Origin of the sequence: Methanolobus chelungpuianus (assembly GCF_024500045.1) — an archaeon.
In the GTDB taxonomy this organism is placed as follows: domain Archaea; phylum Halobacteriota; class Methanosarcinia; order Methanosarcinales; family Methanosarcinaceae; genus Methanolobus; species Methanolobus chelungpuianus.
On sequence record NZ_JTEO01000004.1, the window covers coordinates 584,949 to 609,308 of the forward strand.

26 protein-coding genes, 1 tRNA gene and 1 CRISPR repeat array are annotated in these 24,360 nt (G+C 48.7%); of the genes, 14 read left to right on the forward strand and 13 right to left on the reverse strand.

The genetic code is table 11. The features are described from left to right. The first annotated feature begins 1 nt into the window (after nucleotide 1). Genes casB through cas2e form a run of 6 tightly spaced genes read left to right on the forward strand, consistent with a single transcriptional unit; the run spans nucleotide 2 to nucleotide 4,134 of the window. Nucleotides 2-442 carry a type I-E CRISPR-associated protein Cse2/CasB gene (gene casB / locus PV02_RS07515; RefSeq protein WP_256622760.1) on the forward strand — a complete coding sequence of 147 codons (441 nt, stop codon included), beginning with the start codon at nucleotides 2-4 and terminating at the stop codon, nucleotides 440-442. Between the two features lie 3 nt (nucleotides 443-445). Then, the gene (gene cas7e / locus PV02_RS07520) at nucleotides 446-1,660 is read left to right on the forward strand and encodes a type I-E CRISPR-associated protein Cas7/Cse4/CasC (RefSeq protein ID WP_256622761.1); all 1,215 of its coding nucleotides are present in this window, start codon (nucleotides 446-448) and stop codon (nucleotides 1,658-1,660) included. After that, nucleotides 1,645-2,331, forward strand: a complete 687-nt coding sequence (gene cas5e, locus PV02_RS07525; RefSeq protein ID WP_256622762.1) for a type I-E CRISPR-associated protein Cas5/CasD — start codon at nucleotides 1,645-1,647, stop codon at nucleotides 2,329-2,331. Before cas7e ends, cas5e begins: the two co-directional genes overlap by 16 nt. Further along, a complete protein-coding gene (gene cas6e, locus PV02_RS07530) occupies nucleotides 2,321-2,929 on the forward strand; it encodes a type I-E CRISPR-associated protein Cas6/Cse3/CasE (RefSeq protein ID WP_256622763.1) in 609 nt (202 codons plus the stop codon). Before cas5e ends, cas6e begins: the two co-directional genes overlap by 11 nt. A gap of 25 nt (nucleotides 2,930-2,954) precedes the next feature. Beyond that, nucleotides 2,955-3,866 carry a type I-E CRISPR-associated endonuclease Cas1e gene (cas1e, locus tag PV02_RS07535; protein ID WP_256622764.1) on the forward strand — a complete coding sequence of 304 codons (912 nt, stop codon included), beginning with the start codon at nucleotides 2,955-2,957 and terminating at the stop codon, nucleotides 3,864-3,866. Next, nucleotides 3,847-4,134 (forward strand): type I-E CRISPR-associated endoribonuclease Cas2e, encoded by a 288-nt coding sequence (gene cas2e, locus PV02_RS07540; RefSeq protein ID WP_256622765.1) that lies wholly within the window; start codon nucleotides 3,847-3,849, stop codon nucleotides 4,132-4,134. Before cas1e ends, cas2e begins: the two co-directional genes overlap by 20 nt. Before the next feature lie 127 nt (nucleotides 4,135-4,261). Further along, nucleotides 4,262-7,218: direct repeats of the CRISPR family, unit length 29 nt; unit sequence GAGTTCCCCACATACGTGGGGATGAACCG. Nucleotides 7,219-7,476: 258 nt separating this feature from the next. Here the strand turns inward: cas2e and PV02_RS07545 are convergent. From PV02_RS07545 to PV02_RS07555, 3 genes are all read right to left on the reverse strand, one after another. Further along, a tRNA-Thr gene (locus tag PV02_RS07545) sits at nucleotides 7,477-7,548 on the reverse strand. 77 nt (nucleotides 7,549-7,625) lie between these two features. Beyond that, nucleotides 7,626-8,132, reverse strand: a complete 507-nt coding sequence (locus tag PV02_RS07550; protein WP_256622766.1) for a chorismate--pyruvate lyase family protein — start codon at nucleotides 8,130-8,132, stop codon at nucleotides 7,626-7,628. Between the two features lie 55 nt (nucleotides 8,133-8,187). Continuing rightward, nucleotides 8,188-8,499, reverse strand: coding sequence for a DUF5611 family protein (locus PV02_RS07555; RefSeq protein ID WP_256623076.1), 312 nt, complete (start codon nucleotides 8,497-8,499; stop codon nucleotides 8,188-8,190). Between the two features lie 373 nt (nucleotides 8,500-8,872). Between PV02_RS07555 and PV02_RS07560 the strand changes: the two genes are divergently transcribed. Then, on the forward strand, nucleotides 8,873-9,427 hold the full coding sequence (locus PV02_RS07560; RefSeq protein ID WP_256622767.1) for an META domain-containing protein: 555 nt from the start codon (nucleotides 8,873-8,875) through the stop codon (nucleotides 9,425-9,427). A 30-nt stretch (nucleotides 9,428-9,457) separates the two neighbouring features. On the opposite strand, the gene PV02_RS07565 is transcribed toward PV02_RS07560, so the two are convergent. Then, nucleotides 9,458-10,153: a radical SAM protein gene (locus PV02_RS07565; protein WP_256622768.1), complete on the reverse strand. Its 696-nt coding sequence runs from the start codon at nucleotides 10,151-10,153 to the stop codon at nucleotides 9,458-9,460. A gap of 166 nt (nucleotides 10,154-10,319) precedes the next feature. On the opposite strand from PV02_RS07565, the gene PV02_RS07570 reads away from it, so the two are divergent. After that, nucleotides 10,320-10,622, forward strand: coding sequence for a hypothetical protein (locus PV02_RS07570; protein ID WP_256622769.1), 303 nt, complete (start codon nucleotides 10,320-10,322; stop codon nucleotides 10,620-10,622). A gap of 42 nt (nucleotides 10,623-10,664) precedes the next feature. Here the strand turns inward: PV02_RS07570 and PV02_RS07575 are convergent, their stop codons facing one another. The 6 genes from PV02_RS07575 to queC form a co-directional block, all read right to left on the reverse strand. Beyond that, nucleotides 10,665-11,642: a methanogenesis marker 2 protein gene (locus PV02_RS07575; RefSeq protein WP_256622770.1), complete on the reverse strand. Its 978-nt coding sequence runs from the start codon at nucleotides 11,640-11,642 to the stop codon at nucleotides 10,665-10,667. 74 nt (nucleotides 11,643-11,716) lie between these two features. Further along, nucleotides 11,717-12,652, reverse strand: a complete 936-nt coding sequence (nifB, locus tag PV02_RS07580; protein ID WP_256622771.1) for a nitrogenase cofactor biosynthesis protein NifB — start codon at nucleotides 12,650-12,652, stop codon at nucleotides 11,717-11,719. A gap of 93 nt (nucleotides 12,653-12,745) precedes the next feature. Next, nucleotides 12,746-13,087: a 6-carboxytetrahydropterin synthase QueD gene (gene queD / locus PV02_RS07585; RefSeq protein WP_256622772.1), complete on the reverse strand. Its 342-nt coding sequence runs from the start codon at nucleotides 13,085-13,087 to the stop codon at nucleotides 12,746-12,748. After that, nucleotides 13,087-13,842, reverse strand: coding sequence for a 7-carboxy-7-deazaguanine synthase QueE (locus tag PV02_RS07590; RefSeq protein WP_256622773.1), 756 nt, complete (start codon nucleotides 13,840-13,842; stop codon nucleotides 13,087-13,089). The genes queD and PV02_RS07590 overlap by 1 nt, the downstream gene beginning before the upstream one ends. Further along, nucleotides 13,839-14,399, reverse strand: coding sequence for a DUF366 family protein (locus tag PV02_RS07595; RefSeq protein ID WP_256622774.1), 561 nt, complete (start codon nucleotides 14,397-14,399; stop codon nucleotides 13,839-13,841). The genes PV02_RS07590 and PV02_RS07595 overlap by 4 nt, the downstream gene beginning before the upstream one ends. 46 nt (nucleotides 14,400-14,445) lie before the next feature. Then, nucleotides 14,446-15,180 (reverse strand): 7-cyano-7-deazaguanine synthase QueC, encoded by a 735-nt coding sequence (gene queC, locus PV02_RS07600; protein ID WP_256622775.1) that lies wholly within the window; start codon nucleotides 15,178-15,180, stop codon nucleotides 14,446-14,448. Nucleotides 15,181-15,389: 209 nt separating this feature from the next. Here queC and PV02_RS07605 point away from each other — a divergent pair, with 209 nt between their 5' ends. After that, a complete protein-coding gene (locus PV02_RS07605) occupies nucleotides 15,390-15,569 on the forward strand; it encodes a hypothetical protein (protein ID WP_256622776.1) in 180 nt (59 codons plus the stop codon). 113 nt (nucleotides 15,570-15,682) lie between these two features. Continuing rightward, nucleotides 15,683-15,805: a hypothetical protein gene (locus tag PV02_RS07610; protein WP_256622777.1), complete on the forward strand. Its 123-nt coding sequence runs from the start codon at nucleotides 15,683-15,685 to the stop codon at nucleotides 15,803-15,805. A gap of 75 nt (nucleotides 15,806-15,880) precedes the next feature. On the opposite strand, the gene PV02_RS07615 is transcribed toward PV02_RS07610, so the two are convergent. Then, on the reverse strand, nucleotides 15,881-16,243 hold the full coding sequence (locus tag PV02_RS07615) for a hypothetical protein (RefSeq protein WP_256622778.1): 363 nt from the start codon (nucleotides 16,241-16,243) through the stop codon (nucleotides 15,881-15,883). Nucleotides 16,244-16,506: 263 nt separating this feature from the next. On the opposite strand from PV02_RS07615, the gene PV02_RS07620 reads away from it, so the two are divergent. Both PV02_RS07620 and ftsA read left to right on the forward strand, forming a co-directional pair. Continuing rightward, nucleotides 16,507-18,627 (forward strand): thioredoxin domain-containing protein, encoded by a 2,121-nt coding sequence (locus tag PV02_RS07620; protein WP_425438347.1) that lies wholly within the window; start codon nucleotides 16,507-16,509, stop codon nucleotides 18,625-18,627. Nucleotides 18,628-18,670: 43 nt separating this feature from the next. Next, nucleotides 18,671-20,029 (forward strand): coenzyme F390 synthetase, encoded by a 1,359-nt coding sequence (gene ftsA, locus PV02_RS07625; RefSeq protein ID WP_256622780.1) that lies wholly within the window; start codon nucleotides 18,671-18,673, stop codon nucleotides 20,027-20,029. A 33-nt stretch (nucleotides 20,030-20,062) separates the two neighbouring features. Here ftsA and PV02_RS07630 read toward each other — a convergent pair whose 3' ends face one another. Both PV02_RS07630 and PV02_RS07635 read right to left on the reverse strand, forming a co-directional pair. Then, nucleotides 20,063-20,761, reverse strand: a complete 699-nt coding sequence (locus PV02_RS07630; protein WP_256622781.1) for an RAD55 family ATPase — start codon at nucleotides 20,759-20,761, stop codon at nucleotides 20,063-20,065. Nucleotides 20,762-20,783: 22 nt separating this feature from the next. Next, complete coding sequence (locus PV02_RS07635) at nucleotides 20,784-22,451, reverse strand: DUF835 domain-containing protein (protein WP_256622782.1); 1,668 nt, start codon at nucleotides 22,449-22,451, stop codon at nucleotides 20,784-20,786. A gap of 204 nt (nucleotides 22,452-22,655) precedes the next feature. On the opposite strand from PV02_RS07635, the gene PV02_RS07640 reads away from it, so the two are divergent. Both PV02_RS07640 and mptN read left to right on the forward strand, forming a co-directional pair. After that, complete coding sequence (locus PV02_RS07640) at nucleotides 22,656-23,399, forward strand: DUF434 domain-containing protein (RefSeq protein ID WP_256622783.1); 744 nt, start codon at nucleotides 22,656-22,658, stop codon at nucleotides 23,397-23,399. Nucleotides 23,400-23,414: 15 nt separating this feature from the next. Next, nucleotides 23,415-24,323: a tetrahydromethanopterin:alpha-L-glutamate ligase gene (gene mptN, locus PV02_RS07645; protein ID WP_256622784.1), complete on the forward strand. Its 909-nt coding sequence runs from the start codon at nucleotides 23,415-23,417 to the stop codon at nucleotides 24,321-24,323. The last annotated feature ends 37 nt before the right edge of the window (nucleotides 24,324-24,360 follow it).

Sequence of the window (24,360 nt, forward strand, 5' to 3'; positions counted from 1 at the left end):
TATGGAAAAGTTTACTGAACTTCATCAACGTTTCTGGGAAACGATGGATAATGGGCAACGTACCGAAATAAGGCGTGCTTCAAATCCTGAAGACTTGGAATGTTTGCCAGCATTTTACCATCTTATAAGATATCACAATCCAGGAGAAATAAGACAGCTGGCACGCGTAGCTTTCCTTTTGCCATTTGCTGAAAAGCATAGTGAAAATACCAAGCCTTTAGGCAGGCAACTCAGTGATGCAAAAATAAGTGAAAAGCGGATTTTTCAGATTGTACGTTCGAGTTCACCAAATGATTTGATCCAATTACGTCGTGCTGTTCAACAAGCTAAGTTAAGCAGCATCGATTGGGATGTATTTGGTAAAAGCCTGTTCTATTGGGGAGAAAAATCAAAAAAACAACTGGTTCAAAGTTTCTTTGTTTATATGAAAGAAGAGGAATAAATCATGGATGAAAAGAATTACGTCAACTACCACATTTTGATTTCGCACAGTCCATCCAATCTTAACCGGGATGACATGAACATGCAAAAAACCGCTGTATTTGGCGGAGTAAAAAGAACTCGAATATCCAGTCAGAGTTTGAAGAGGGCTATGAGACATTCAGACTACTATGAAAACCACATTGGAAAGCCAAGTGATCGAACCAGGCAATTAGGAAAATTAACAGCAAAGTACGTAAAAGCTTTGCAAGACAAATATGATGAAAACTTGGTAAAATCTGTCATGTCGCTGATTTCTGGTGAACCGGAGATCAAAGAGAACACTCAGTCTGGTGCAGTCGCAGCATGGACTGTGTCTGAAGTGGAACAATACTGCCATTTATATCAACAATTGCAGGGACAATTCCCGGACGAGAAGGAATTTGAAAAAGAATGGAAAAATGCAACAGATAAAAAGAAGCTTCTGGATGATAAGACAAAAGTCAAGCTGTTCCGTGAAGCATTACAAAATGGTCAGGACATTGCCTTATCCGGAAGAATGGCTACTTCAGGGATAATGACTATTGTAGATGCTTCTCTTGCAGTTGCACATGCAATCACAACACACACAGTAGATACCGACATAGATTGGTTCACTGCAGTTGATGATCTGAACCAGGAAACTGGAGAAACCGGTTCTGCTCACTTGGATACAACCGAATTCAGCTCGGGTGTGTTCTATCGTTATGCGAGCTTAAATCTCAGACAACTTCAAGAAAATCTAGGCGATTTAGACCGCAAACAGGCATTAGATATTGCTTCACACGTCCTGCACATGCTGGCAACGGTCGTACCATCTGCCAAACAGAATGCTTTTGCAGCTTTTAATCTTGCGGACTTTGCACTTGTTAGTTTTAGTGACCAACCAATCTCACTAGCAAATGCCTTCGAAAATCCTGTTAAGGCTAAAAAAGAAGGACTCATGAAACCATCAATTGAGGCCTTATTGAATTATCATAAGTCCATTTCAAGTGCTTATGGAATACAAAATGATATACAGTCTTTTTTTAGTACGATAGATTGTGAATTGAAACATAAAAATGAAGAGGCTAAGACCGAAACAAATGAAGAGTCTAAAACCGAGACTAAAATACCAAAAATGTCTAAACTTTCGGAATTAGAAGAATGGATAAAAAATGATGGTAAAAAATTGGGAAATGAGCCATGCAAGAATATTTGATAATTAAGTTGCAGGGTGCAATGCAGTCATGGGGTGGGCATACTTTTGAGGATTATCGCCCAAGCCATATATTTCCGACCCGCAGTGCAGTTGTAGGTTTACTGGGAGCTTGTCTGGGTATAGACAGATCGGATATCCAAAGCCGGGCAGATTTAAACGCCAGTTTTGAGTTTATCGTAAGGGCTGACCGCCGTAAGCTCAAAACAGAACATTTTGGCCGTATTGAGGAAAAGCCATTAAGGATGCAAAAATTGACAGACTATCATACTGTCCTTGATGCCCGCAAAGTTGATGGAAGCCCAAGGTCTGATGCAATTATTTCTTATCGCGAGTATCTATGCGATGCCGAATTTACATTAGCTTTAGGCTTTAGGGATGATGCGGTTTACATCATGGAAAGGGTTAAGAGTGCTATTCAAAAACCACATTATACTCCAGTTCTAGGGCGTCGGTCATGTCCTATACATCGGCCTTTATTTGAGAAAATAGTGCCAGCTGAAAATATTCAGCAAGCACTTGACCAGATAGAACCAAAGCAAGGCACATTGTATAGCGAACAAAAGATAGCAGGCTCATCGCCCATGCAAATTCGCGATGTCCCTATTCAAGATCCTGTAAGGCAGTTTGCTACCAGGACAATATATATTCTAGGAGATGAACATGTACTTTAGTAAGTGGTTGCTCAAATCCAATAAACCGGTAGATCCATATCAATTGCATAAGATAATATGGCAACTGTTCCCGGATAAAGTCAATGATGAACGTTCTTTTTTATTTAGAATTGAGAGCACCAGACAAAAATGTGAGCAACACATTTTGTTGCAGTCTATCTCTCAGCCACAAGCAACATCCGGTGAACTAATTATGTTAAAAGAACCAAAGGAGGTTCATTTTGATTTAAAAGCCGGGAATAGCTATAGATTCATGTTGTGTGCGAATCCAACTAAAAAAATCAATGACAAAGATGGAAAGACCGAAAATCAAGGCAAAGTAAGGGTACCTGTGATTCATGATGACGAAATAGTAGCATGGTTAAAAAGACAGTTAGTGGGTAGTGCTGAGGTTGATTCAGTTGAGTTGATTAAAAAGGACTTACTTCATTTTTATAAGAATAAACCTGGTGACAAGCATATTGGTAAGATTCAAACTGTAACTTTCTTAGGAACTCTTACTGTAGAAGAGCCGGAATTATTAACCGCTAAAATCTCAAACGGAGTCGGTCCTGCTAAATCTTTTGGTTGTGGTCTTTTGACTCTTGCCAGAATTTGATTCACATGGATAGGGTGTTAATTAAATGCTTCCAAAACTAAAACCCATAGCCATAAAAGAGCGCTTTTCGCTGCTCTTCCTTGAAAAGGGTGAACTTGACGTTGTGGACGGAGCTTTTGTTATCATTGACAAGACAGGCGTGCGTTCCCATATACCGGTTGGAGGAATTGCATGTTTGATGCTGGAACCTGGAACCAGGGTTTCGCATGCGGCGGTAGTTCTTGCTTCCAGAGTGGGCTGCTTGCTGATATGGGTAGGGGAGGCAGGTGTTCGACTCTACTCCGCCGGACAACCTGGCGGTGCACGTGCAGACAGGCTGCTTTACCAGGCAAAACTTGCTCTTGATGATGACCTGAGAAGAAGGGTAGTTCGCAAAATGTATGAGATGAGATTCAATGAGCTCCTACCTGACCATTATAGTGTCGAACAGATGCGTGGAATGGAAGCTGTCCGCGTAAAGAAAATGTACCAATTGTTTGCCCAGCAGTATGGGATCGAGTGGAAAGGACGGAGTTATGATCCGGAAGACTGGGATAGTGCGGATGTGCAAAATAAGTGTCTGAGCTCGGCAACTTCATGCATATATGGAGTTGCTGAAGCGGCAATCCTAGCTGCTGGATATTCTCCAGCTGTTGGTTTTATTCACACAGGGAAACCCAGATCTTTTGTATACGATATTGCAGATCTATTCAAATTTGAAACAGTGGTTCCACTTGCCTTTAGGATTGCATCAGAGAAGCATAATAATTACGAAAGAGCTGTCAGACTTGCCTGCAGGGATGCTTTTAGAGAAACACGCTTACTCAAGAAAATCATCCCAACTATCGAAGAAGTCCTCTCTGCGGGTGGAATAGAAATACCTGATGCACCAGAAGAATCAGTACCTCCTGCAATACCAAATGAAAGGAGCATTGGTGATGTTGGTCATCGTACTTGAAAATGCACCTGACAGATTACGAGGTCGTCTGGCAGTCTGGCTCCTTGAAGTCCGTGCTGGTGTTTATGTGGGAGATTATTCCGTGAAGGTACGGGAAATGATAGTCCAGAACATAGAAGAAGGATTAGAGGATGGGAACGCTGTTGTACTCTGGAGTTCTCCTAATGAAACAGGTTTTGATTTCCTTACAATGGGTGAAAGCCGACGCATTCCCAAAGAGATGGATGGAATAAAGTTAATATCCTTTTTACCAGATACTAGTGAATAAGGAGATTGCTATGCCAACATCGTGCATTTTTAGAGTGCTTCACTTGCTAAGTATAGTTTTTAGAATAAACTATTTGCCCAATGAAAGCAGCAACCTTTTTCCTCTTTAAAGGAATATAAGAGACACAGAGTTCCCCACATACGTGGGGATGAACCGCAAGAGGAATACAAGAAATACATAAGAGGAGAGAGTTCCCCACATACGTGGGGATGAACCGACAGCAGCTGTACTGGTACTCACGTACATGTGGAGTTCCCCACATACGTGGGGATGAACCGGCCATATCCTCGATGACCCAGGCCCGGAATGGGAGTTCCCCACATACGTGGGGATGAACCGATTCAGGTCTACGGTACTACCGGAGTGTATCTGAGTTCCCCACATACGTGGGGATGAACCGAGATGGCGGTGATGCTGAATATGATGTCACATGAGTTCCCCACATACGTGGGGATGAACCGCTGGAGTCATCACATTAAACTATGAGTCTGATGAGTTCCCCACATACGTGGGGATGAACCGGACCTTATAAACAAGATCACAACTGCGGAAGAGAGTTCCCCACATACGTGGGGATGAACCGGCCAGCCACCTCGAAAGGCGTGGATTTGGCAAGAGTTCCCCACATACGTGGGGATGAACCGTTCTGTGGTGGCGTTATTCTTTCTTCTACCAAGAGTTCCCCACATACGTGGGGATGAACCGGTAGCCGCCATGCTCGGGGGAGTAGCGGGAGGGAGTTCCCCACATACGTGGGGATGAACCGGTGTACTGGACCAATGCGCCCTCCGCAAAGATGAGTTCCCCACATACGTGGGGATGAACCGTAAGATATCGAACATTGTTATGCCCTCCCAAAGAGTTCCCCACATACGTGGGGATGAACCGGCTATGCTGACATTTCAGCTGAGATCCGGAAGGAGTTCCCCACATACGTGGGGATGAACCGAAATAAGCACCTGCGTGGAGTGTGGCGGGACAGAGTTCCCCACATACGTGGGGATGAACCGGTAATTAAAGGCACTCTTAAACCTGTTAAACGGAGTTCCCCACATACGTGGGGATGAACCGTAGGATCAATCTAGCGAAAATCGCTTAGTTGAGAGTTCCCCACATACGTGGGGATGAACCGTTTTAGCGAATATCACGCCATATTTACGATATGAGTTCCCCACATACGTGGGGATGAACCGCTCCTTGAGGATACAGATATCATTGACCTTTGGAGTTCCCCACATACGTGGGGATGAACCGCATCGACAGGACGAGGAACCACCGGATCGGGCGAGTTCCCCACATACGTGGGGATGAACCGGAATCCCCCTGGCTTTGACCAGAACTTGAACCGAGTTCCCCACATACGTGGGGATGAACCGTATTTTGTAACGTTTCAATTGAAACAGAATACGAGTTCCCCACATACGTGGGGATGAACCGTTCTTTGCAAGCACTGGCCGGATGTGCCAAAAGAGTTCCCCACATACGTGGGGATGAACCGAGCATCATCGATAACTTTGTTTCTCGGATTGTGAGTTCCCCACATACGTGGGGATGAACCGTCCGTTACGTTTACGCACTCGGCAATCTGGCAGAGTTCCCCACATACGTGGGGATGAACCGATGTGGCCGACTCCGGTTACATCAATGTACAAGAGTTCCCCACATACGTGGGGATGAACCGAGAACAACATTATACGCACATAACGGGGGGAAGAGTTCCCCACATACGTGGGGATGAACCGAACACTTTTGCCGGAACCCTTCGCCCCCAGGAGAGTTCCCCACATACGTGGGGATGAACCGGGTAAACTTGGTATCCTGCAATGCAAGATCACGAGTTCCCCACATACGTGGGGATGAACCGAGATACTAATGTACTTCTGACGGTTGGGGAGTGAGTTCCCCACATACGTGGGGATGAACCGAGGCCACAGCATCCAGGGCCCTGGAGAACTTAGAGTTCCCCACATACGTGGGGATGAACCGGCCGTATTATTCGATATCCTGGGGGTATTCAAGAGTTCCCCACATACGTGGGGATGAACCGTTGACAGGAGCTTCTTCTAACCCGAATGATGTGAGTTCCCCACATACGTGGGGATGAACCGGCATGCGATACACTATCGGCACTGCGCAGAGCGAGTTCCCCACATACGTGGGGATGAACCGCTGTTCAGTTCAAACCTACCGGAGGCATGACAGAGTTCCCCACATACGTGGGGATGAACCGTCGTTAAATACCTAAAATATGACTGTATAGCCGAGTTCCCCACATACGTGGGGATGAACCGTAACCACATATTTTACATCACCGCAATATGTAGAGTTCCCCACATACGTGGGGATGAACCGTGTGGAGAAAATACAACGTAGGCTTTCCAAGAGAGTTCCCCACATACGTGGGGATGAACCGATTTGAATGCACTTTGTAGTTTTAGGGAGTCTGAGTTCCCCACATACGTGGGGATGAACCGGTCCGAAAGGACATAAGATGGAAGATAGACGAGAGTTCCCCACATACGTGGGGATGAACCGCAGGCTGCGAGATCTGCAGCATATGCGAACCTGAGTTCCCCACATACGTGGGGATGAACCGAAATATGCTTTGCTGGGATTCCTGGCACTGGCGAGTTCCCCACATACGTGGGGATGAACCGAGGAGATTCCAGGGGAGAAGCCATAGACATCTGAGTTCCCCACATACGTGGGGATGAACCGGCTTTGAGAGTTTGAGGGGATAGGAGGAAAAAGAGTTCCCCACATACGTGGGGATGAACCGGAATATGTGTTCCAGTTCTCTGGACCTGTCAGGAGTTCCCCACATACGTGGGGATGAACCGCTTCAATTTGTGTTCAGATATCAATTTGAACAGAGTTCCCCACATACGTGGGGATGAACCGCGGTACTGAGTGAGCCCCAGGAGGCGGATGTAGAGTTCCCCACATACGTGGGGATGAACCGAGGATTCCTCGGTCAGAAATCAAGAGACTCGGGAGTTCCCCACATACGTGGGGATGAACCGATGCCATTCCACCAACATCATGAGACTGAATAGAGTTCCCCACATACGTGGGGATGAACCGCTGCATCTTAATCCCTCAAAAAGAATGCTTCAGAGTTCCCCACATACGTGGGATGAACCGGCAAAACTCAAACCGTACCAAAAAGTGCAACGGAGTTTCCCACATGTGTAGAGGATTCAACGTACATGAGAATCGCATAGTGGCATAAGGTACTCATGTGGGTAACAGGTAACAATATTACAATTAGCATAGATAAAATGCTAAGTAAACATCAAAACACTATGAAACGGATTAGTAGACTTTAAAAAAAATTTTAAGAGCCTCGAGCGGGATTTGAACCCGCGGCCTCGTCCTTACCAAGGACGCGCTATACCCCTAAGCCATCGAGGCACAGAATGAGTGTTGGGGGTGCGAGCTCATAATATACAGAATCGATTAATAAGTTTTCGGTTGGGAGAGAGGGTGCTTTATAAGCACCAGCGGGAATCTGCAGGAAAACGCTCGTTTATCCACATGAGAACGCCATTATGATGGACGATGCGATAGGAACGGGAGAGGACCCTGGCCGCACCGAACAGCGTTTCATCATTAGTAAGCTCGATGCTCTCGAAGTCCCGGCGGGTCTCGATATTGTGGTCTCGGAGAATCCTTCCTATAGGGATATCGGCCTTCATCATATCGCAGCGCACGCCTTCGGGCATTTTTTCCAGGGGGGAGAGTGAGCGGGCGTACACGTATGGGACGTTTCCCGAGATCAGTGTCACCACGCGGTCGTTGATCTTCGAGCCAACCTTAACATCGAATATCTCCGCCATGCGCTCGTCTGCAGGGATAACATGCTGGTATTCTGTCACGACCGCGGTAAGATGCCTGGTCATGATCTCCAGCAGGAAGGTCACGGAGCCGTCTGTGCCGGCACACACTCTAAGGCATGTAGGGATATCAAAACTCTTCAGTTTTTCAATGAAATCCATGTTCGACCAACCGGGAGAAATATGAAATATGATGCCGGAAGAGGCCCGGCCCCGTTTACTCCGAAACTTCCTTCTTTGCCTGCTGCAGGCGTTCCTTTGCAGTATAACCGGTGGCCTTCAAAAGGAAATCCCTGAAACGCTTGTTGGAATCAAGTATAAGGTTATCGTCCCTGATCGATGTATCGGATAAGGTATCAACAGCCAGCTTCTTTCCTTCTATCCATACTGTAAGGGTCTTCAGTATGCCGTATGAAGTAGTGAGTTTCTCGCCGTCATGTCTGATCTCGGAAGGGAATGTTTCCTTCAGGCACTCCTCTATCCTGCCAATATCGGGTGCAAATCCTCTTTTTAACTTGTATTCCTGCATTTCTATCAACTCATATTACCGGCTTAAAGCGAATAAATGTACCGGTGGATATTTAACATTATAATCTAAGTGTCCGGGCTGTCCTTTATACAGGGGATTGGATTGCCAAAGGTATATCATTTTCGAAAGATTAATCTGGAAAGGGCAATATCTTTTTTACTAGTGGTCCCGGGGACATGGGAGTGTTTGCCGGAAGCCATTCGCGTGGTAAGGTTTATCTTCCGAAGGAGTGGGGATGAGAGCAGCATATCTGAAAAGCGGAAACCTGCCAGGGAGAGCCCGGTCATTGAAACCATTATCTCATTTATTCGTGCACTCTTTACTGCAGATTGCTGTTACAGGATTGCGTGACATCCCCTGGAGGAGAGATCAGATGAAAAGAAAGACATATATATGGACTTTAACTGTAGTGTGCGCCCTGCTGACCTTTTCCGTATTTACGCTCGGCTGCACTGAAACACCCCCGGAAGAGGAGAACGACACTGGTATCGACGGAAACACGACGCCTGAAAACGGAGGCACGGGGACAGATGCCGTGATGATATCTGAGGAGAACATAGACAGCATAATCGGAACTGAATGGCAATGGGCCGAACTGAGCGGACCGATGCCTGCAGACCAGCTGCTGGTTCCTGGTCCGGAGAACTATTATCTTGTGTTCTCAGAGGACGGTATTTATTATTTCAGGGCTGACTGTAACACAGGAAGCGGCAACTATACACTTGAAGGGGAGAGCCTGACACTGGAGCCCGGCGTGATGACGCTTGTTGCATGCGGGGAAGACTCACTGGACAGCCAGTATCTCGCATCCCTTAATAATGTGACTTCAGCAGCCACTGAAGAAGGGCAGCTCATCCTTTACCTGGAAGATCAGGAGAACCGGATGCTCTTTGACAATGGAGGGGACTTTGAACAGGATAGTGCGTAAGCATATCCTGTTTTGCATCTAAAGGGAAGATCACTTTTTCATCAGGGTCTTTCCCTTTTCTCCCACAAGGCGCACCTGCGGCACTTTTTCGATCACCATATCTCCCAGTTCCTTTAACTCGGCCCATGATGGGGTCGGCTCCTCGTGGCCCATGAAAGGCAGGTCGAAATCAGGATTGCTCATGAACTGGTAGAGCATGACTTCTGATGCTCCCTCCACATCCGGCAGGATGCGAGGTACGGTCTCTGTATTTATGAACTCGGGTATGACACGTATCCACACCCTGAGCCATTTCCCCTTCGCAATCTCCAGGGACCTGCGCAGCAGTTCCACATACTTTATACTGCGCTCCCCGGACATCCCTGTAAGCTTCATGATGCCCGGCACATCATCCAGGGGTGCCTTGATCTCAAGCACAAAGCCTTCCACGAAGGGCAGGGCACTCTCGAGCACATCCGGCTTCATGCCATTGGATTTCAGTATGACATGTTTGCCAATGCCGTGAAGGGCTTCAAGCAAAGGCAGCAGCTCTTTCTGTAATGTAGGCTCAGCCCCTCCCAGATAGACATTCTCAGTGGTCGACCTTCTTGCAAAGTCGGTTACTTCGTCAACGGACCATTCCTTGAACGGCTGGTGTATGTGCACGCAATAAGGACATTTCATATTGCAGCCTGCAAATTCCACCCGGATCTGCCCAATTGTATCAGATAGGCCTATCAATCTCATCAGAATCCTTCCTGATTATATGAAAGGGCACATTAAAGAAATCTCTATCTATATAGGACGGATATATCCGCTGACATGGCAGAATGGATCACAGGCAGTCTGTGATCATGCAGCGAACATTATTTATCTGCCGCATGCCATCAACCATCAGTCAAAGGTGATAACGTTGGTAAGAAAATTACAGATCGAAGACCTGGAACGGATCAAAGACGAAGCTGAAGGCGATACTGAAGCAGGCGAGCTGGAAGGCCTGTACGATCTTATAATACCTCCAGGCACCCCCTCATACATAGTTTATGACCTGGTGGAGGAGTTCGACCTTGAACCTCTCCAGAGGAAAATAAAGGTCAATATCGTCGAATGCGATGAAAGGGAACTCATAGTACTGCGCGGAACGCTTGAAGTTGTCCAGGCCGCCGAGAAGTTCCTGCATGATGAACTTGAAGCATGGGTCAACGGCGATAAATAAGTATGCTTCCTTTTTTTTATCCATTGACCTTCGGGCAGTAATTCATATATCAATTCCTGTTATTTCATCCTTCATGAAATCAAAGACTGTTGCCCTGCAGTCGCCGTTGAGGATATCCAGTTTACGCGTGGCTTCGATTGTCCCGATGACTGAAGCCCTGATGCCTGCTTTTTCGAACACGCGGATACATTCTCCGGCATTCTCCGGTCTTGCTGTCAGGATGTAACCTGTAGCCGGATATATTTTGAGCCATTGCTCAAAGTCCACATTCTCAGGACATGGGATGCTGTTCAGGTCCACGGATGCTCCTACCTTGCTGACCTCGCAGAGCATACCCAGGGTGCCTATGGTTCCAGGGTTGCTGATATCCTTTCCTGCAGTGGCCAGCTTTTTCTCACCGATCTCCTGCATCACCATGAACCTTTCACGCACTATGGCAGGCTCCTTGAAGGAGGTCGTATCCCAGCTGTAGGGAGAGTTCTTCCCAACCCTGCCGTCCATATCATAAGCTGCAATAATGACGTCGTCCGGCCTTGCAGTGTCGCTGCGTATCACGCTATCCTTTTTCGCAATACCTATGATGGCCACAGCAAGGGAATCATATGGGGTGTCGGGGTGCATGTGTCCTCCCACCATGGGTACGCCGAACTTCTTTATCCCGTCCCGGATGCCCTCCATGATCTCCCTGGTGGACTGCATATCGCCTGAAGACATGACATTGACCATTGCCAGAGGCCTCCCGCCCATGGCCGAGATATCATTGACATTGACCACAACGGAAGTATAGCCCGCCCACCACGGGCTCTTGTTGATGATCCTGCCCCAGATGCCATCGGCTGCGAACAGGATGACATCATCCGTGCCGATGTCAATGACTGCGGCATCGTCACCGAAGTCAACAACGGACCCCTCATATTCGCTGCGTACGGCCTCAAAGATACGCACGATATCTGCGATTGGTTTCTTGCGGGTCACACCTTCAAAGGTCCTGATGCTCTGTGCTAGTTTTTCCAGATCCAACTGAACACCTGCAGCGATAAAAACAGCTTGATCAATACTTTGATCTAATCTCTGTCTGGGATACATGTCGGGAATTATTCCTTTCCTGACACTTCGCCCTTCTTCATCTCCATCTTTATGAGGTTCCTGCGTTCCTCGCTCATCTGGGAAAGGTCCTTTCCGAGAAGCCCGAAAGCATCAGACCTGCACTGGCGGCAGTGTCTCATCTGCTGCACATATGGCTCGCAGGAGTTCTGAACCTCCTGCCTGTAGGCAGGGGAAGGTGGTTCCATGTCTGCGAACCTTGCCTGGCAGATCAGCGGCATGACATTCATGATGTAAACTCCAAGCTCGTTCATCTTCTTTGCAACTTCCACCACATGCCTGTCATTGATGCCCGGTATCAGCACGGTATTTATCTTGATGACAAGCCCTGCACCCACTGCTGCCCTGATACCTTCAAGCTGGTTCCTTACCATGATCTCAGCTGCTTCAAGACCCCTGTAGACCTTGCCTTGATAGCGGATATGATCCACTATCTTCGCCTGGATCTCCGGGTCGATGGCATTGAGGGTCACTGTAAGGGTTGTGACGCCGGACTTGATGATATCAGGAAGCTTTTCCGGAAGCACGAGCCCGTTTGTGCTCAGACATAATGTCACATCAGGGAACTCTTCCTTTATGAGGCTCAGTGTCTCAAAGGTCTCGTCGTTTGCCAGCGGGTCGCCCGGGCCTGCCACGGCCACTACCTTGATGAAAGGATACTCCTTAAGCACCTGCCTGGTCTTCTCAAGGGCTTCCTGCGGACTGAGCACCTCGCTTGTGACACCAGGCCGGCTCTCATTGACACAATCGAACTTACGGTCGCAATAGTTGCACTGGATATTACATTTTGGAGCTACTGCAAGGTGAATTCTTCCATACTTATGCTGTGCATCCTTGGAATAACAGGGATGCTCGGCGATGATCCTCTTCATATCCTCGCCCTTTGAGACTTGTATGTCGCATGTATCCGAATCTGTATCATTCATATTTACAGCTCCTTGGCAGCTCCTGTAAATTCATGTCAGTTTAAGCATAAACCCATTGATAAAGTTTTGTATCGGCACAGTTAAAATCCGATCTCAGGGACTTATCTCGCACCACTTGCCCTGGCCTTCCCATATCTTAAGTGAGACTGGGTACGGGAGCCTTGTGGACAGGCGTGCATGCACGTGCTCACACATGTTCTCCACACTAGGGAAGTCCAGTATGTCGTTGAGCAGCACATGATCGTATTCTGCCAGGACCTCTTTAACTGTCTTTTTGATATCATAGAAGTCCATGACCATCCCGTTCTCTGTTTTCTCACCTTCGATCACGACCTCCACCTTGTAGGTGTGTCCGTGCACTTTTCCGCACTTCCCGTGTCCCGGCAGGTAGTGGGCACTGTCAATATAGTCAACGATTCCTAATCTCATCTTCATTAAAGGCACCCCCACATTTTATGGGTCTGGGGTATTATTCTTGTATTAACATGATCGAGCATTCTTTCCTGCAGGCCTAGCAGGTAGCCCGGCTCCGGAAGAAGCTCTTTTTGTGAAACAGGCTGGAGCACCGCACAGGATATATATCCTGCGATGGCACCGATCATGCCTTCCACATCATCGGCTGCCGTGTCCTTTGTCACAACCACCTTGCAGAAGCAGTCCCTGTCCCTGGTGGCTTTCAAGGTCCTGAAGCATTCTATCGTATTCTCGAGGTGCAGGTCCATGTCGTCCACAGCCGAAGGAGGCAGCAGCTTTACGTCCCCTGCCACATAGGAGACCTTATCCTTGATCCTCTTAGCCATCTGAGGCAGAGTCATATTGGATTCCAGGTAGAGAGGGCTTGCAAGTTCGAGCCCGGATATGAAACCCGCATGCATTAAGGGCTCGCCTCCGGTGAGGGATACCGAATGTATCTTCCCGTATGAACTCACCATCCTGGCAATGTCGGTGACAGATAAGGGATTATCCGGCTGGCTGAATACTCCTGAACCCGGGATCTCCTCAAATCTGCACGATTCTTCTTTCCCGACAGGCGTATCACAGTAAGAACATCTGAGATTGCATCCTGTGAAGCGCACGAAAGCCTGCCTTACTCCTACATATGGCCCCTCCCCCTGCACGGAACAGAACACTTCGCTGACATTTGCATCGATATCAGCAGTCGTACTTGCGGTCAGCGGGCCGGCATTCATCTGATCACATCCAGGGGCCTGGACTTGCGCAGGTCCTTCTCTATGTCATCGAACTCACGCACGTAGGCCTCCGCGATCTCCCGCAGCACCGTTGCCACTCCTTCCCCTGAGATGCCAATATCCTCAAGGCTTCCGTAATAGTCGTGCACCACGTTTATCCCGAAGTGTATCTTCTGGGATACTGCCGACGTGCTGGCTATTGAAATAGTGAGCTTTTTTGTGCCGATGAAAAGATCGTCCCCGTTGCGGGTGATTCCCGAATGCCTGCCGGAGAGCACTTCCCGGACTATCGATGTGAACAGCCGCTGTCTTGCATAAACCAGTTTCAGGTCCGCGGAATCGAAATGCTCGATAATGAAATGGAGCATGTCGGTGGAGACTATAATATCTCCCTGCTTCTTATCTTCAAGGTCTATCATGTGCTCTGTTCTGACGTCGCAGGCTCCCCTGAAAGCAATAATGGAGTCTGCCTGCACATCTGCCAGGTTGTAGGCCCACAGGGAGGAAATCTGGCTTCCGTCATAATCCAGTCTCTTGTCAAGTACTATACATTCCATTATATCACTGATCAATTGTTACAGGGTATCTGTAAGACCTTTTCAATTACCTGTTCTTCTGGCCCCGGTTAACGCCAAGCTTCACAAGCAAAGGGTCTGCAATACCGGCCTCATCGAAGGCGCGTTGCCTTCTGACGCAGCTCTCACATACGCCACATGGCACTTCTCCGCCATGATAACAGCTCCAGCTGTACTCCAGAGGAGCCCTGGATTCGATTGCTTTCCGGACTATGCCCTTTTTATCCAGGCCAATGAGCGGAGCCAGGACTTTTACTTTATTAAGGGTAGAGTATGAAAGCGAGTTATTGATAGCCTCGATGAAGTCCGTGGAGTTGTCTGGGAAGGTTGCTGCCTCTTCCCTGTTAAAGCCTACAATAACGTGATCGCATCCCATGCTCTCTGCAAAGCTGGCTGCGATATTTATCAATGCACCATTGCGGTTAGGCACCCATACGTTCTTTGCAGATTCGAGGGTTATTGAAGGATCGGCATCATCAGATATCTTCTCAGGAGACATCACTGGAACATCGCTGGCGGTATTGACAAGGGAAGTCTTCGTGACCCCTGCCAGCCAGGGAAGGTCGATGACCTTTAGAAATATCCCGAAGTGATCGCATATCTTTCCTGCATACTCTATCTCGCGTTTTGCAGAACGCTGGCCGTAGTCGAATACGAGTGCAAGCTTCACTTGTGTGTGTTCTCTGGCTAGTGATACGGCTGTTACAGAGTCCAGTCCGCTGCTTAAAAGGGCAATAGAAGTACTGATAGTGATATCCTCCATGGATCGATCTGAAGTGTTGTAGCAGGTAAGATATTCCTGAGGTAATACTAGAAGAATATATTTTTCCTATATGAAGGCATCGCTGAGGAGAGCACTATTTATCAATATACGGGAATCATGATAATATTCGATGATATCAAGTGCCTGCTATTATAGATAAGAAAGTCCTTGCTTCCCTTATGCAACGAATGTATTGGATAGAGCGATAGATGGAGCAACTGGATACCCGGGAAGGGCGTATCGAGCTGATGGACGAGAATCTCGAGGCGCTTGAAATACTTTCTCATGATTCGGATTTTCACGGATCGCTCATGGAAAAATGGCTCATAAGAGCAAACATGGAAGTTTCCATGAACATACCAAAAAGGGCTCACAAGTCATATATTTGATTTTGAGAGCCTGTCAGCGCCTCAGATGTTCAACAGTATCATGAAATACAAAAAACTTGCTCTGAAATCTTATCGATATAATGAACGTCGATGCTGTCGTCATGGAATAACTGTTGACTGACGGGAATGACAGAGCAGAGTTCACGAAAGATTTGGAAGGGCTCATCAGGGATGAAGAAAAGCATGCCAATATATGCAAGAAGCAGGTCCAGGGCTTTGCAAAAGTGATGTACTGAAAGTCAGATGTTGACTTTCAGTTGCCATCCGTGCAGACACAACATTTGAAGACAAAATAAGGAATATAAAAAATATTAGTTCTCCACTTTTATATAGTATATCTTACTTTCAGTATCTTCCGTAGTATCCTCTTTGGTATCATCGATGGTGCTTGTATCCGTCGAAGGAGTAGTAACAGTTTTAGTTGCCGACATACCGCCGCCGCCCATGCCACCCACACTGCCACCAAGATTGGGATTTGTCTCATTTTCTACAACTGATTCATTCAGGTCAGTGTCATTCATGTCTGCAGATTGGTAGATTATCTCCGGTTCTTCCGTAACCATTTCTTCCATCTCTGCCGGAACGTCGTCGTTTGAGAAATTCAGTGCACCGCTTAGCAGGACTGCAATTCCTATGACAATAACAACAGGTATTATTAGTAAACGCCTATCCATGTTTTACCCCGCATATCGTTTTTAAATTATAGGACCACTTTTTAGAAGGTCAATTGGTAATGCATGCTCCTAACTATTTAAACCTAGTGACTATGGAAATTTTCATCATTATGATGATGAACCGGCTGCCTGCAAGGACCGGCACCCAGGCATATATAAATAAGAACAGGCCAGATAGTAAATATGAGTGGGATATCCAGTTGGTCTGAGAGGCATCTTTGAGTAACTGGCCTTAGCGCTTATACTGATAGCTCGCATAAGAGGTGGAACAATTGCAGGAACAAAAGCCTGATAGCAGGGAACAGAAGACCAACCGGCTGGCAGCTGAGAAAAGCCCTTACCTTCTTCAGCACGCACACAATCCCGTTGACTGGTATCCGTGGGGAGAAGAGGCCTTCAATAAGGCAAAAGAGGATGATAAGCCCATATTCCTTTCCATAGGCTACTCCACGTGCCACTGGTGCCATGTGATGGAGAGGGAATCCTTTGAGGACCCGCAGGTTGCGGAGCTGATGAATGAAGCGTTCATTCCGGTCAAGGTTGACAGGGAGGAAAGACCGGACATCGACAGCATATACATGTCTGTCTGCCAGGCAGTTACCGGGCGCGGGGGATGGCCTCTTTCCATCATTATGACACCTGACAGGAAACCTTTCATGGCGGCAACCTACATACCCAAGGAAAGCAGGTACGGAATGGCTGGCATGCTCGACCTGGTGCCCGCAGTCAGCAGCATGTGGAACAAAAAAAGGGAAGAACTCCTGGCCAATGCAGATGATATAGTATCTGCAATATCCGGCAGCATGCGTGAGAGTACCGGGGGTCCGGGGCTTGATGAGAATACCCTTGAGAGGGCCTACCAGATGCTCCGCAACAGTTTTGACCCTGCAAATGCCGGTTTTGGTACTGCCCCTAAGTTTCCTACACCCCATCACCTGACATTCCTGTTACGCTACTGGAAGAGGTCCGAAGAGCCCATGGCACTGGAAATGGTGAAGAGTACACTCAGGGCGATGCGCATGGGTGGCATATATGATCATGTCGGCTTCGGCTTTCACCGTTATTCCACGGATTCGCGGTGGCTGTTGCCTCACTTTGAGAAAATGCTTTATGACCAGGCGCTTATAGCAATCGCTCTTGTGGAAACCTATCAGGTCACACGTGACCCTCTCTACAGGGAGAACGCTGAAGAGATCTTCAGCTACGTGTTGAGGGATATGCGCTCTCCGGAAGGCGGCTTTTATTCTGCCGAGGATGCAGACAGCGAGGGTGAGGAAGGCAAATTCTACCTCTGGACCGAAGAGGAACTGGAAGAGGTGCTTGGCGAGATCGATGCCAAGCTGATAAGGGAGATATTCATGACAAGTCCTGAAGGTAATTTCCTTGACGAGTCAAGCAGGACCCGCAACGGCAGGAATATCCTCCACCTGAAGGAAAGCCTGCGGGAGACCGCAGTCCGGAGGGGAGATAATTATGAGGTGCTCAGGCGGTCCTACGAGGATTCGCGCAGGAAACTCTTCGAGCACAGGGAAAGGCGCGTGCATCCGGCCAAGGATGACAAGGTAATGACCGACTGGAACGGCCTGATGATAGCAGCACTCGCCAAGGCTGCCAGGGCGTTCGAAGAACCGGCCTATGCACGGGAAGCAGTCACCACCGCAGATTTCCTACTTTCAAGGATGCTGGGTCCTGAAGGGAAACTGTTCCACAGGTTCCGCGAGGGTGAAGTGGCAGTGGAAGCTTTCCTTGATGACTATGCATTCATGATATGGGGCCTTACGGAACTATACCAGGCTACCTTCAATACTGAGTATCTTAAGAATGCACTGTATCTGAATGACCAGCTCCTGGCACGCTTCAGGGACAACGTGCACGGAGGTTTCTTCCACACCGCCGAGGACTCTGAAAAACTCATCCTGCGCAGCAAGGAGATATACGACGGAGCTATCCCTTCCGGCAATTCGGTATGTGCCCTCAACCTGCTCCAGCTTGGACGTATCACCGGGAACATCAACCTTGAGAACAAAGCGTATGAGATAATGCAACTCTTCTCCGGGCAGGTGTCGAGAATGCCCATCGGCTACACCCAGCTTCTATGCGCCCTTGACTTCTCCGTTGGTCCTTCCAGGGAGATCGTAGTTGTGGGGAACCCGGAGAGTATTGAAACAGAGGGGATAATATCAGATATCAATAAGGAGTTCATACCCAACAAGGTAGTGATCCTGAAGCCTGCAGGCACGGAAGAAGAAATATCTTCGATAGCTGAGTACGTCTCTGACATGAGCATGAAGGATGGCAGGACAACAGTTCACATCTGCCAGAACTACAACTGTAACCTGCCTTCCAGCGACAGGGAAGAGATACTCAGGCAGCTGAAGGACTGATCCTGGACCCAATTATGGATGGAATGATGAGGCGGACTTAAAAATGGAGTTGAAAACGGACTACTACAACCCTGCGATAGAAACCATGGACAGGGGAGAGCTTGATGCTCTTGTGGATGAGAGGATAAGATACACCGTCAGATATGCGGCTGAGAACTCCCTGTTCTATAAAAAATGGTTCAGGGAGCACAACATCAGTCCCTCGGATATCAGGTCGCATGAGGACCTCCTGGAACTTCCCATTATCTCCGGCAGGACCATCCGTGAGAACCAGCCGCCTGAGACCAGTGACTTCGGTTTCAGGGCAGTTGACTGGAAGGATGTCTTCACGGTCCACGAGACCAGCGGAACCAGCGGTACTCCCAAGTCATTTTTCCTCACATGGGAGGATTGGGAGAGATATGCCGAGAAATACGCCCGGAGCTTTGTCTCACAGGGCTTCGGTCCCGGGGACAGGGTCATTGTGTGCGCTTCCTACGGCATGAATGTGGGAGCCAACACCATGACACTTGCAGCCAGGAACATAGGGATGACCATCATACCTATCGGGAAATGCAATTTCCCTCCGAGGGTCATGGATTCCTACAGGCCGACCTCCGTTGTTGGAAGCGTGTTCAAGCTCATACACCTTGCAAAAAGAATGAAGGCCCAGGGGATGGACCCCGCCGAATCCAGTATCAAGCGCCTGGTGGTGGGAGGCGAGAGTTTCCCGGAAGAGTCACGCAATTACGTTGCAGAGCTCTGGGGATGTGATGTTTTCAATACCTATGGAAGTACCGAAGGCAGCATGTGCGGTGAATGCTCATATATAAAAGGGCTTCATGTGCCTGAAGACCTTGTACATATGGATGTTTACGACCCGGACATGCAGGACTTTGTGAAGGACGGGGAATGCGGCAGGATAGTGTTCACGACCCTGCTGCCTGTGGGAGCCAAATGCGGTAACGTGCTTCTCAATTACGATACCGATGACACGACAGTTGTGCTTGACCGCAGGAAATGCGACTGCGGGAGGACACACATGAGGATCATGAACCCCCAGAGAGAGGCAGAGACCTTCTGGGTCTTCGAGACCCCTTTCAACCGGGTTGATATCGAGAAGGGAGTGTTCCAGAGAGAGAACATGGAATACCTCACAGGAGAGTACGAGGCATTCCTTTACGGTGGCGAGGATGAGGGAGAGGTCACTTTAAGGGTAAGCCTGGAGTGCGAGGATATGGAGAATTGCGACAGGGAACTGGTCGAATCCAATTTCCTGGCTTCCTTCTTCAGGCTCAGGAAGTCCCTTGAGGACGCTTACATCCAGGGCAGCCTGAACATCATATTCAATTATGTCGGGCCGGGACAGCTGGAGTTCTACCATATCAAGGGCCGTCCCAAAAGAGTTATTGACAGGCGATGAGCAGGGAAAAAGCAGAACTGTCCGCAGGAGGCCTCAGAAACTGCCTTTGTACACTTTCAGGCCATTCTCCGATACTGTAAGAATCCATGGCTCCATGCTGTGGGAGGCAGCACGCATCTTACGCACGCGCAAGTACCTGTTGGCCACATTTCCCTTGAGGTGCAGTCCCAGTTCTATTATGCCATCAGCCAGGTAGCCTTCGCCAGCCGTTGAGGGATCATTGATGCCGGAGCACCTGTCATCCTCAAATATGATAAAGGTGGTAAGCCCCTCGCGCCGGAAAGTTTCAAGCAGCCGGTATATCCTTTTGCGCAGGTCCTTTGCTTCCATATCGAGCAGCGAATAAAGAGCGCCAAGGGAATCTATTGCAAGACAGGTGCAACTGCCGCCGGTCTCCTGCCTGAAGTCCAGGATGTTCTTCTCAAGTATCTCGAGCGGGTCTCCCGGGAAATCACCATAGAGGACCCTGTAGTCACTGAAATCGGATATGTGCAGTTTCTTTGAGACTGCTATACCCATACTGTTCATGTTGTTCAGATGGTTCTCCCTGCTCTGCTCGAGCGTGATATAGAGCCCGGACTCATTCGTCTTCTCCAAGTAGCCGGAAATAAGCTGGAATGTGAAGCCGGATTTTAAGGTACCTGCGGCTCCTGTCACAAGCACGACACTTCCCCTGGGAATATCGGTCCCGAATACCTCGTTCAGGCCCTGTATGGTATCTGTGAACCTCATAGATGATCGTCCTCTTCTCACTTCAATTGTCGCACCGGGGTTCCTCAGGACTTTTCAGTGGCTTCATCCACCTTTTGAGCAGGTGGAAGTCCTTCCTGTCAAGCGTATCGGGGTCCAGCTGCACTATAAGTCTGGAGTCCGATGCCATCACAGTATCGTTTGTCTGCTCCATGAGCCTTATCACCGACATGGGATCATTATCCAGAAGCAGGTATTCCAGGCCATCCACAAGTATTATCCCGTTACTTACCTTGTTAAGGAAATCATGTATGGTGGGGTGGAGCTTGAACAGTTCCGAGGGGTCCAGTGTCTGCTGGCCGGTGTTCTTGTTCCGGGTCAGCCACACAAGGGGTGTCTTTGGCAGGCCATACATGAGTCTGACCTTTTCCGGATTCCTCCTGGTAATGCACAGGCCCGGCTTTCCCTGTTTTACAAGCCCCGAGAAGGCAAGGTATCCTTCCTCCCGCCTGCTGCAGTCCGCCATATAGATAAAGCCCGGCTCGAGTTCATCCTGCGGGCCTGCACCCGCATTATCTGCATTTCCTGCCGTGTCCTCTGTCAGCGGTGTGATGAAAAGACCCCTGAGTTTTGACAGTTCCTGCAGGGTGATAATAAGGCCCATGGTACCTTCCTTATCCTTTATCCGGGAAGTTGAGACGTTCATAGGGACCCTGTCTCCATTACCTCTTATGAAAATCACTTCGCAGTCCCTGATATCGCTGAAATCTGAAAATGCGTCGCTCTCCACTAAAGACTTGATCGGGCGCCCCACAAGATCTTCCGTTCCCATGCAAAGCAGATCGGCTGCATTCTTGTTGGCAGTGATGACATTTGCACTGCTGTCGATCGAGAGGGTTGCGATTGGAGAGGCCTCGAGGAGATTGCCCAGGTACTCGTTGCCCTGCCTTATCTTCTCATCCGCCTCCTTCCTTTCCGTGATATCCGTTCCTGAAATGAGCAGCCCCCTCAGGTTCCCTGGTTCTTTCATCCGGACAACGGCATTCCAGCCTATTGTCCTCTCCTTGCCGCTTTTTGTAAGCAGCGGGCTCTCGAAATATCCCTGAAAGTCGTTCTCTTCCAGAAAGAAACTCATGAACACTCTTCTTGACCGCTCCCGGGATGATCCAGGGACACATTTATCGAACCAGTCTGCCCCGATCAGCTCACCCTGGGAATATCCCAGCATGTTGGAGGTCTTTTTACTGAGGAGCTTCACGCTGCCCTCTTCATTTACTACCACGAGCACGACTGCAGCAAGGTCAAGATACATATTGGCCTGGTCACGTTCTTTTATAAGTTCGTCCTGCAGGTGCTTAATGCGAAGGAGGGAACTGACCCTGGTGCCTATCTCTATCCTGTCAAGTGGTTTTGTAAAAAAGTCATCCGCACCTGCCTGTACCCCTCTTACACGGTCTTCAGGACCCGAGAGGGAAGTAACCATCACAATAGGAATGAACCTGGTCTTTTCTGATTTCTTCAGTATCTCGCATACTTCATAACCAGTGATGTCAGGCATCATTATATCAAGCAGGATTATATCAGGGTCATGCTTCCTGGCCATGTGAAGGGCTTCAATTCCATTATTTGCGGATATTGTTTCATAGCTGTCGCTCAGGTAAGCCTCCAGAAGCGAGATATTTACCTGCTCATCGTCAACTATGAGCACTTTCCCTTTTTTTGTTTCACCCATCAAATCACTCGCTGTTCAACAGAACCCTTTCACTTTCCGCAGGTACCGGAGTCCTCTCCGGGACCGGATGACCTGCACTCTGTCAATACTTTACCGTTCAGGACATAGGATATATATTTAAGCCATATAAATATTATAGTGTATCTAAGAAGATGACAACCGGGTCGCTCAATATAAGTTCCTGCCACCGGCAGCGGTCCCGTCATGACATCCGGGGACCGGGACAAGATCATGTGTTTTAATATGAAATATCCCGAGGAAGGCCTGCTTCTGGCTGCAAGGGATATCAGATACCTGCTTGGCCGGGGATACCCGAAGAGCAGTGCCATCAGGTTCGTAGCTGATCATTACGGCCTTGAGAAAAGCCGCAGGTACATACTATCACGCAATGTGCTTGCGCCGAACATAGCCTCTGCCCGCAACAGGAAGAGAGTTCCCTGCACATGCATAAGTGACCGGCCTGTCCTCATCGACGGGTATAATGTACTGATAACCCTTGAAAGCTACCTGAAAGGTGAGGAAATGTGGATGGGAGATGACGGCTTCATCAGGGACAACCGGGGAGTTTTCAGGAGCCATGTAAATGACAATGAGACCTTCAGGTCAGTAGGGATGATGCTGTCATTTCTCAGAACGAATGCAGCCGGAGAGGTCACAGTGGTCCTGGACAGGCAGATGAGCATGAGCGGACAGCTTGCGCTCACCATAAGACAATGCATGGCTGGAACAGGCATGGCAGGACAGGTCATCAATTCCGGAAGTGCGGACCATGACCTGAAGAAGGCACGAAGTCATGACATCGTGGCAAGCGCGGACGGAGTTATAATAGATGCAGTGGCGGAGGTCATCGATATCCCTGCCTGTATCATCAGTGGCGATCATCACAGCCGGAAATCGCTTTATTCATTGGGTGCTGTACAGCCAGATCAAGAAAATATAGAAATCTAAAGGACATACGGACAAATGAAAAAGATAGGTATTGCCATCACGGATGCCAGTGACTGGACTGCGGTAGCCCTGGCAGACAGCCTCAGGAAAAAGGGAATCGAACCTTGTGTTCTCAATCTCTGCCATGCAGAGGCCGGTATCGCTAACGGGACCGAGTACCGGGTAAACGGCACAGACCTTGCAGGGCTTGATGCTATCATCGTGCGCGACATGGGTGCGGGGAAGAATGAAGCAGTCACATTCCGTTTTGACATATTGCGACAGCTTGAGAATGAAGGGGTGCTGGTAGCCAATCCACCTGCTGCGATACAGAATGCTGCAAACAAATATCACTCTTCATACCTTTTCTCAAAGGCCGGACTGCCTGCTCCCCGGACAAAGGCTGTCCAGGATACGGACAGTGCCATGAAGGTACTGGCTTCCTTCGGAGATGCTGTGCTGAAACCGGTCTTCGGGTACAAGGGTATCGGGATAGTCCGTATCAGGAACGGGAATATCATCAGGCCCGATGGAACAAAGGACCCTGGCAGCGCTCCGGAACTGGTTTCCTCCCTGCTGGAGGAGAAGGGCATGCTGTATATCCAGGAGTTCGTGGAGAACACGGGAAAGGATACAAGGGCTTTCGTAGTCGACGGGGAGGTTGTGGGTGCCATCTATCGCAAAGCCGCACCCGGCTGGTGGCTGAATAACCTGAGCCAGGGAGGCAGTGCCCACAGGTGCACCCTTACACCCGAACAGAGTGGCATGTGTGAAAAAGCAGCAGAGGCAATAGGTGCGGTCTATGCCGGCGTAGACCTCATAGAAGGGCCCGGAGGAAGCATGCTGCTGGAAATAAACGGCACTCCTTCAGGTGCAGGTATTTACAGGGCATGGGGCATCAATGTGGCTGACCACATAGTAAAAGCTGTCATGGAACGCCTTTGAGGGCTCTCAGGGTGTGCCGTTTAAGCAAATAACTTAT

Excerpts from the sequence above, each read along its gene's own strand:
- casB (WP_256622760.1), top strand. The coding sequence starts at position 2 with ATGGAAAAGTTTACTGAACTTCATCAACGTTTCTGGGAAACGATGGAT.
- cas7e (WP_256622761.1), top strand. The coding sequence starts at position 446 with ATGGATGAAAAGAATTACGTCAACTACCACATTTTGATTTCGCACAGT.
- cas5e (WP_256622762.1), top strand. The coding sequence starts at position 1,645 with ATGCAAGAATATTTGATAATTAAGTTGCAGGGTGCAATGCAGTCATGG.
- cas6e (WP_256622763.1), top strand. The coding sequence starts at position 2,321 with ATGTACTTTAGTAAGTGGTTGCTCAAATCCAATAAACCGGTAGATCCA.
- cas1e (WP_256622764.1), top strand. The coding sequence starts at position 2,955 with ATGCTTCCAAAACTAAAACCCATAGCCATAAAAGAGCGCTTTTCGCTG.
- cas2e (WP_256622765.1), top strand. The coding sequence starts at position 3,847 with ATGTTGGTCATCGTACTTGAAAATGCACCTGACAGATTACGAGGTCGT.
- PV02_RS07550 (WP_256622766.1), bottom strand. The coding sequence starts at position 8,132 with ATGGATTTCATTGAAAAACTGAAGAGTTTTGATATCCCTACATGCCTT.
- PV02_RS07555 (WP_256623076.1), bottom strand. The coding sequence starts at position 8,499 with ATGCAGGAATACAAGTTAAAAAGAGGATTTGCACCCGATATTGGCAGG.
- PV02_RS07560 (WP_256622767.1), top strand. The coding sequence starts at position 8,873 with ATGAAAAGAAAGACATATATATGGACTTTAACTGTAGTGTGCGCCCTG.
- PV02_RS07565 (WP_256622768.1), bottom strand. The coding sequence starts at position 10,153 with ATGAGATTGATAGGCCTATCTGATACAATTGGGCAGATCCGGGTGGAA.
- nifB (WP_256622771.1), bottom strand. The coding sequence starts at position 12,652 with ATGAATGATACAGATTCGGATACATGCGACATACAAGTCTCAAAGGGC.
- queD (WP_256622772.1), bottom strand. The coding sequence starts at position 13,087 with ATGAAGATGAGATTAGGAATCGTTGACTATATTGACAGTGCCCACTAC.
- PV02_RS07590 (WP_256622773.1), bottom strand. The coding sequence starts at position 13,842 with ATGAATGCCGGCCCGCTGACCGCAAGTACGACTGCTGATATCGATGCA.
- PV02_RS07595 (WP_256622774.1), bottom strand. The coding sequence starts at position 14,399 with ATGGAATGTATAGTACTTGACAAGAGACTGGATTATGACGGAAGCCAG.
- queC (WP_256622775.1), bottom strand. The coding sequence starts at position 15,180 with ATGGAGGATATCACTATCAGTACTTCTATTGCCCTTTTAAGCAGCGGA.
- PV02_RS07605 (WP_256622776.1), top strand. The coding sequence starts at position 15,390 with ATGGAGCAACTGGATACCCGGGAAGGGCGTATCGAGCTGATGGACGAG.
- PV02_RS07615 (WP_256622778.1), bottom strand. The coding sequence starts at position 16,243 with ATGGATAGGCGTTTACTAATAATACCTGTTGTTATTGTCATAGGAATT.
- ftsA (WP_256622780.1), top strand. The coding sequence starts at position 18,671 with ATGGAGTTGAAAACGGACTACTACAACCCTGCGATAGAAACCATGGAC.
- PV02_RS07630 (WP_256622781.1), bottom strand. The coding sequence starts at position 20,761 with ATGAGGTTCACAGATACCATACAGGGCCTGAACGAGGTATTCGGGACC.
- PV02_RS07635 (WP_256622782.1), bottom strand. The coding sequence starts at position 22,451 with ATGGGTGAAACAAAAAAAGGGAAAGTGCTCATAGTTGACGATGAGCAG.
- PV02_RS07640 (WP_256622783.1), top strand. The coding sequence starts at position 22,656 with ATGACATCCGGGGACCGGGACAAGATCATGTGTTTTAATATGAAATAT.
- mptN (WP_256622784.1), top strand. The coding sequence starts at position 23,415 with ATGAAAAAGATAGGTATTGCCATCACGGATGCCAGTGACTGGACTGCG.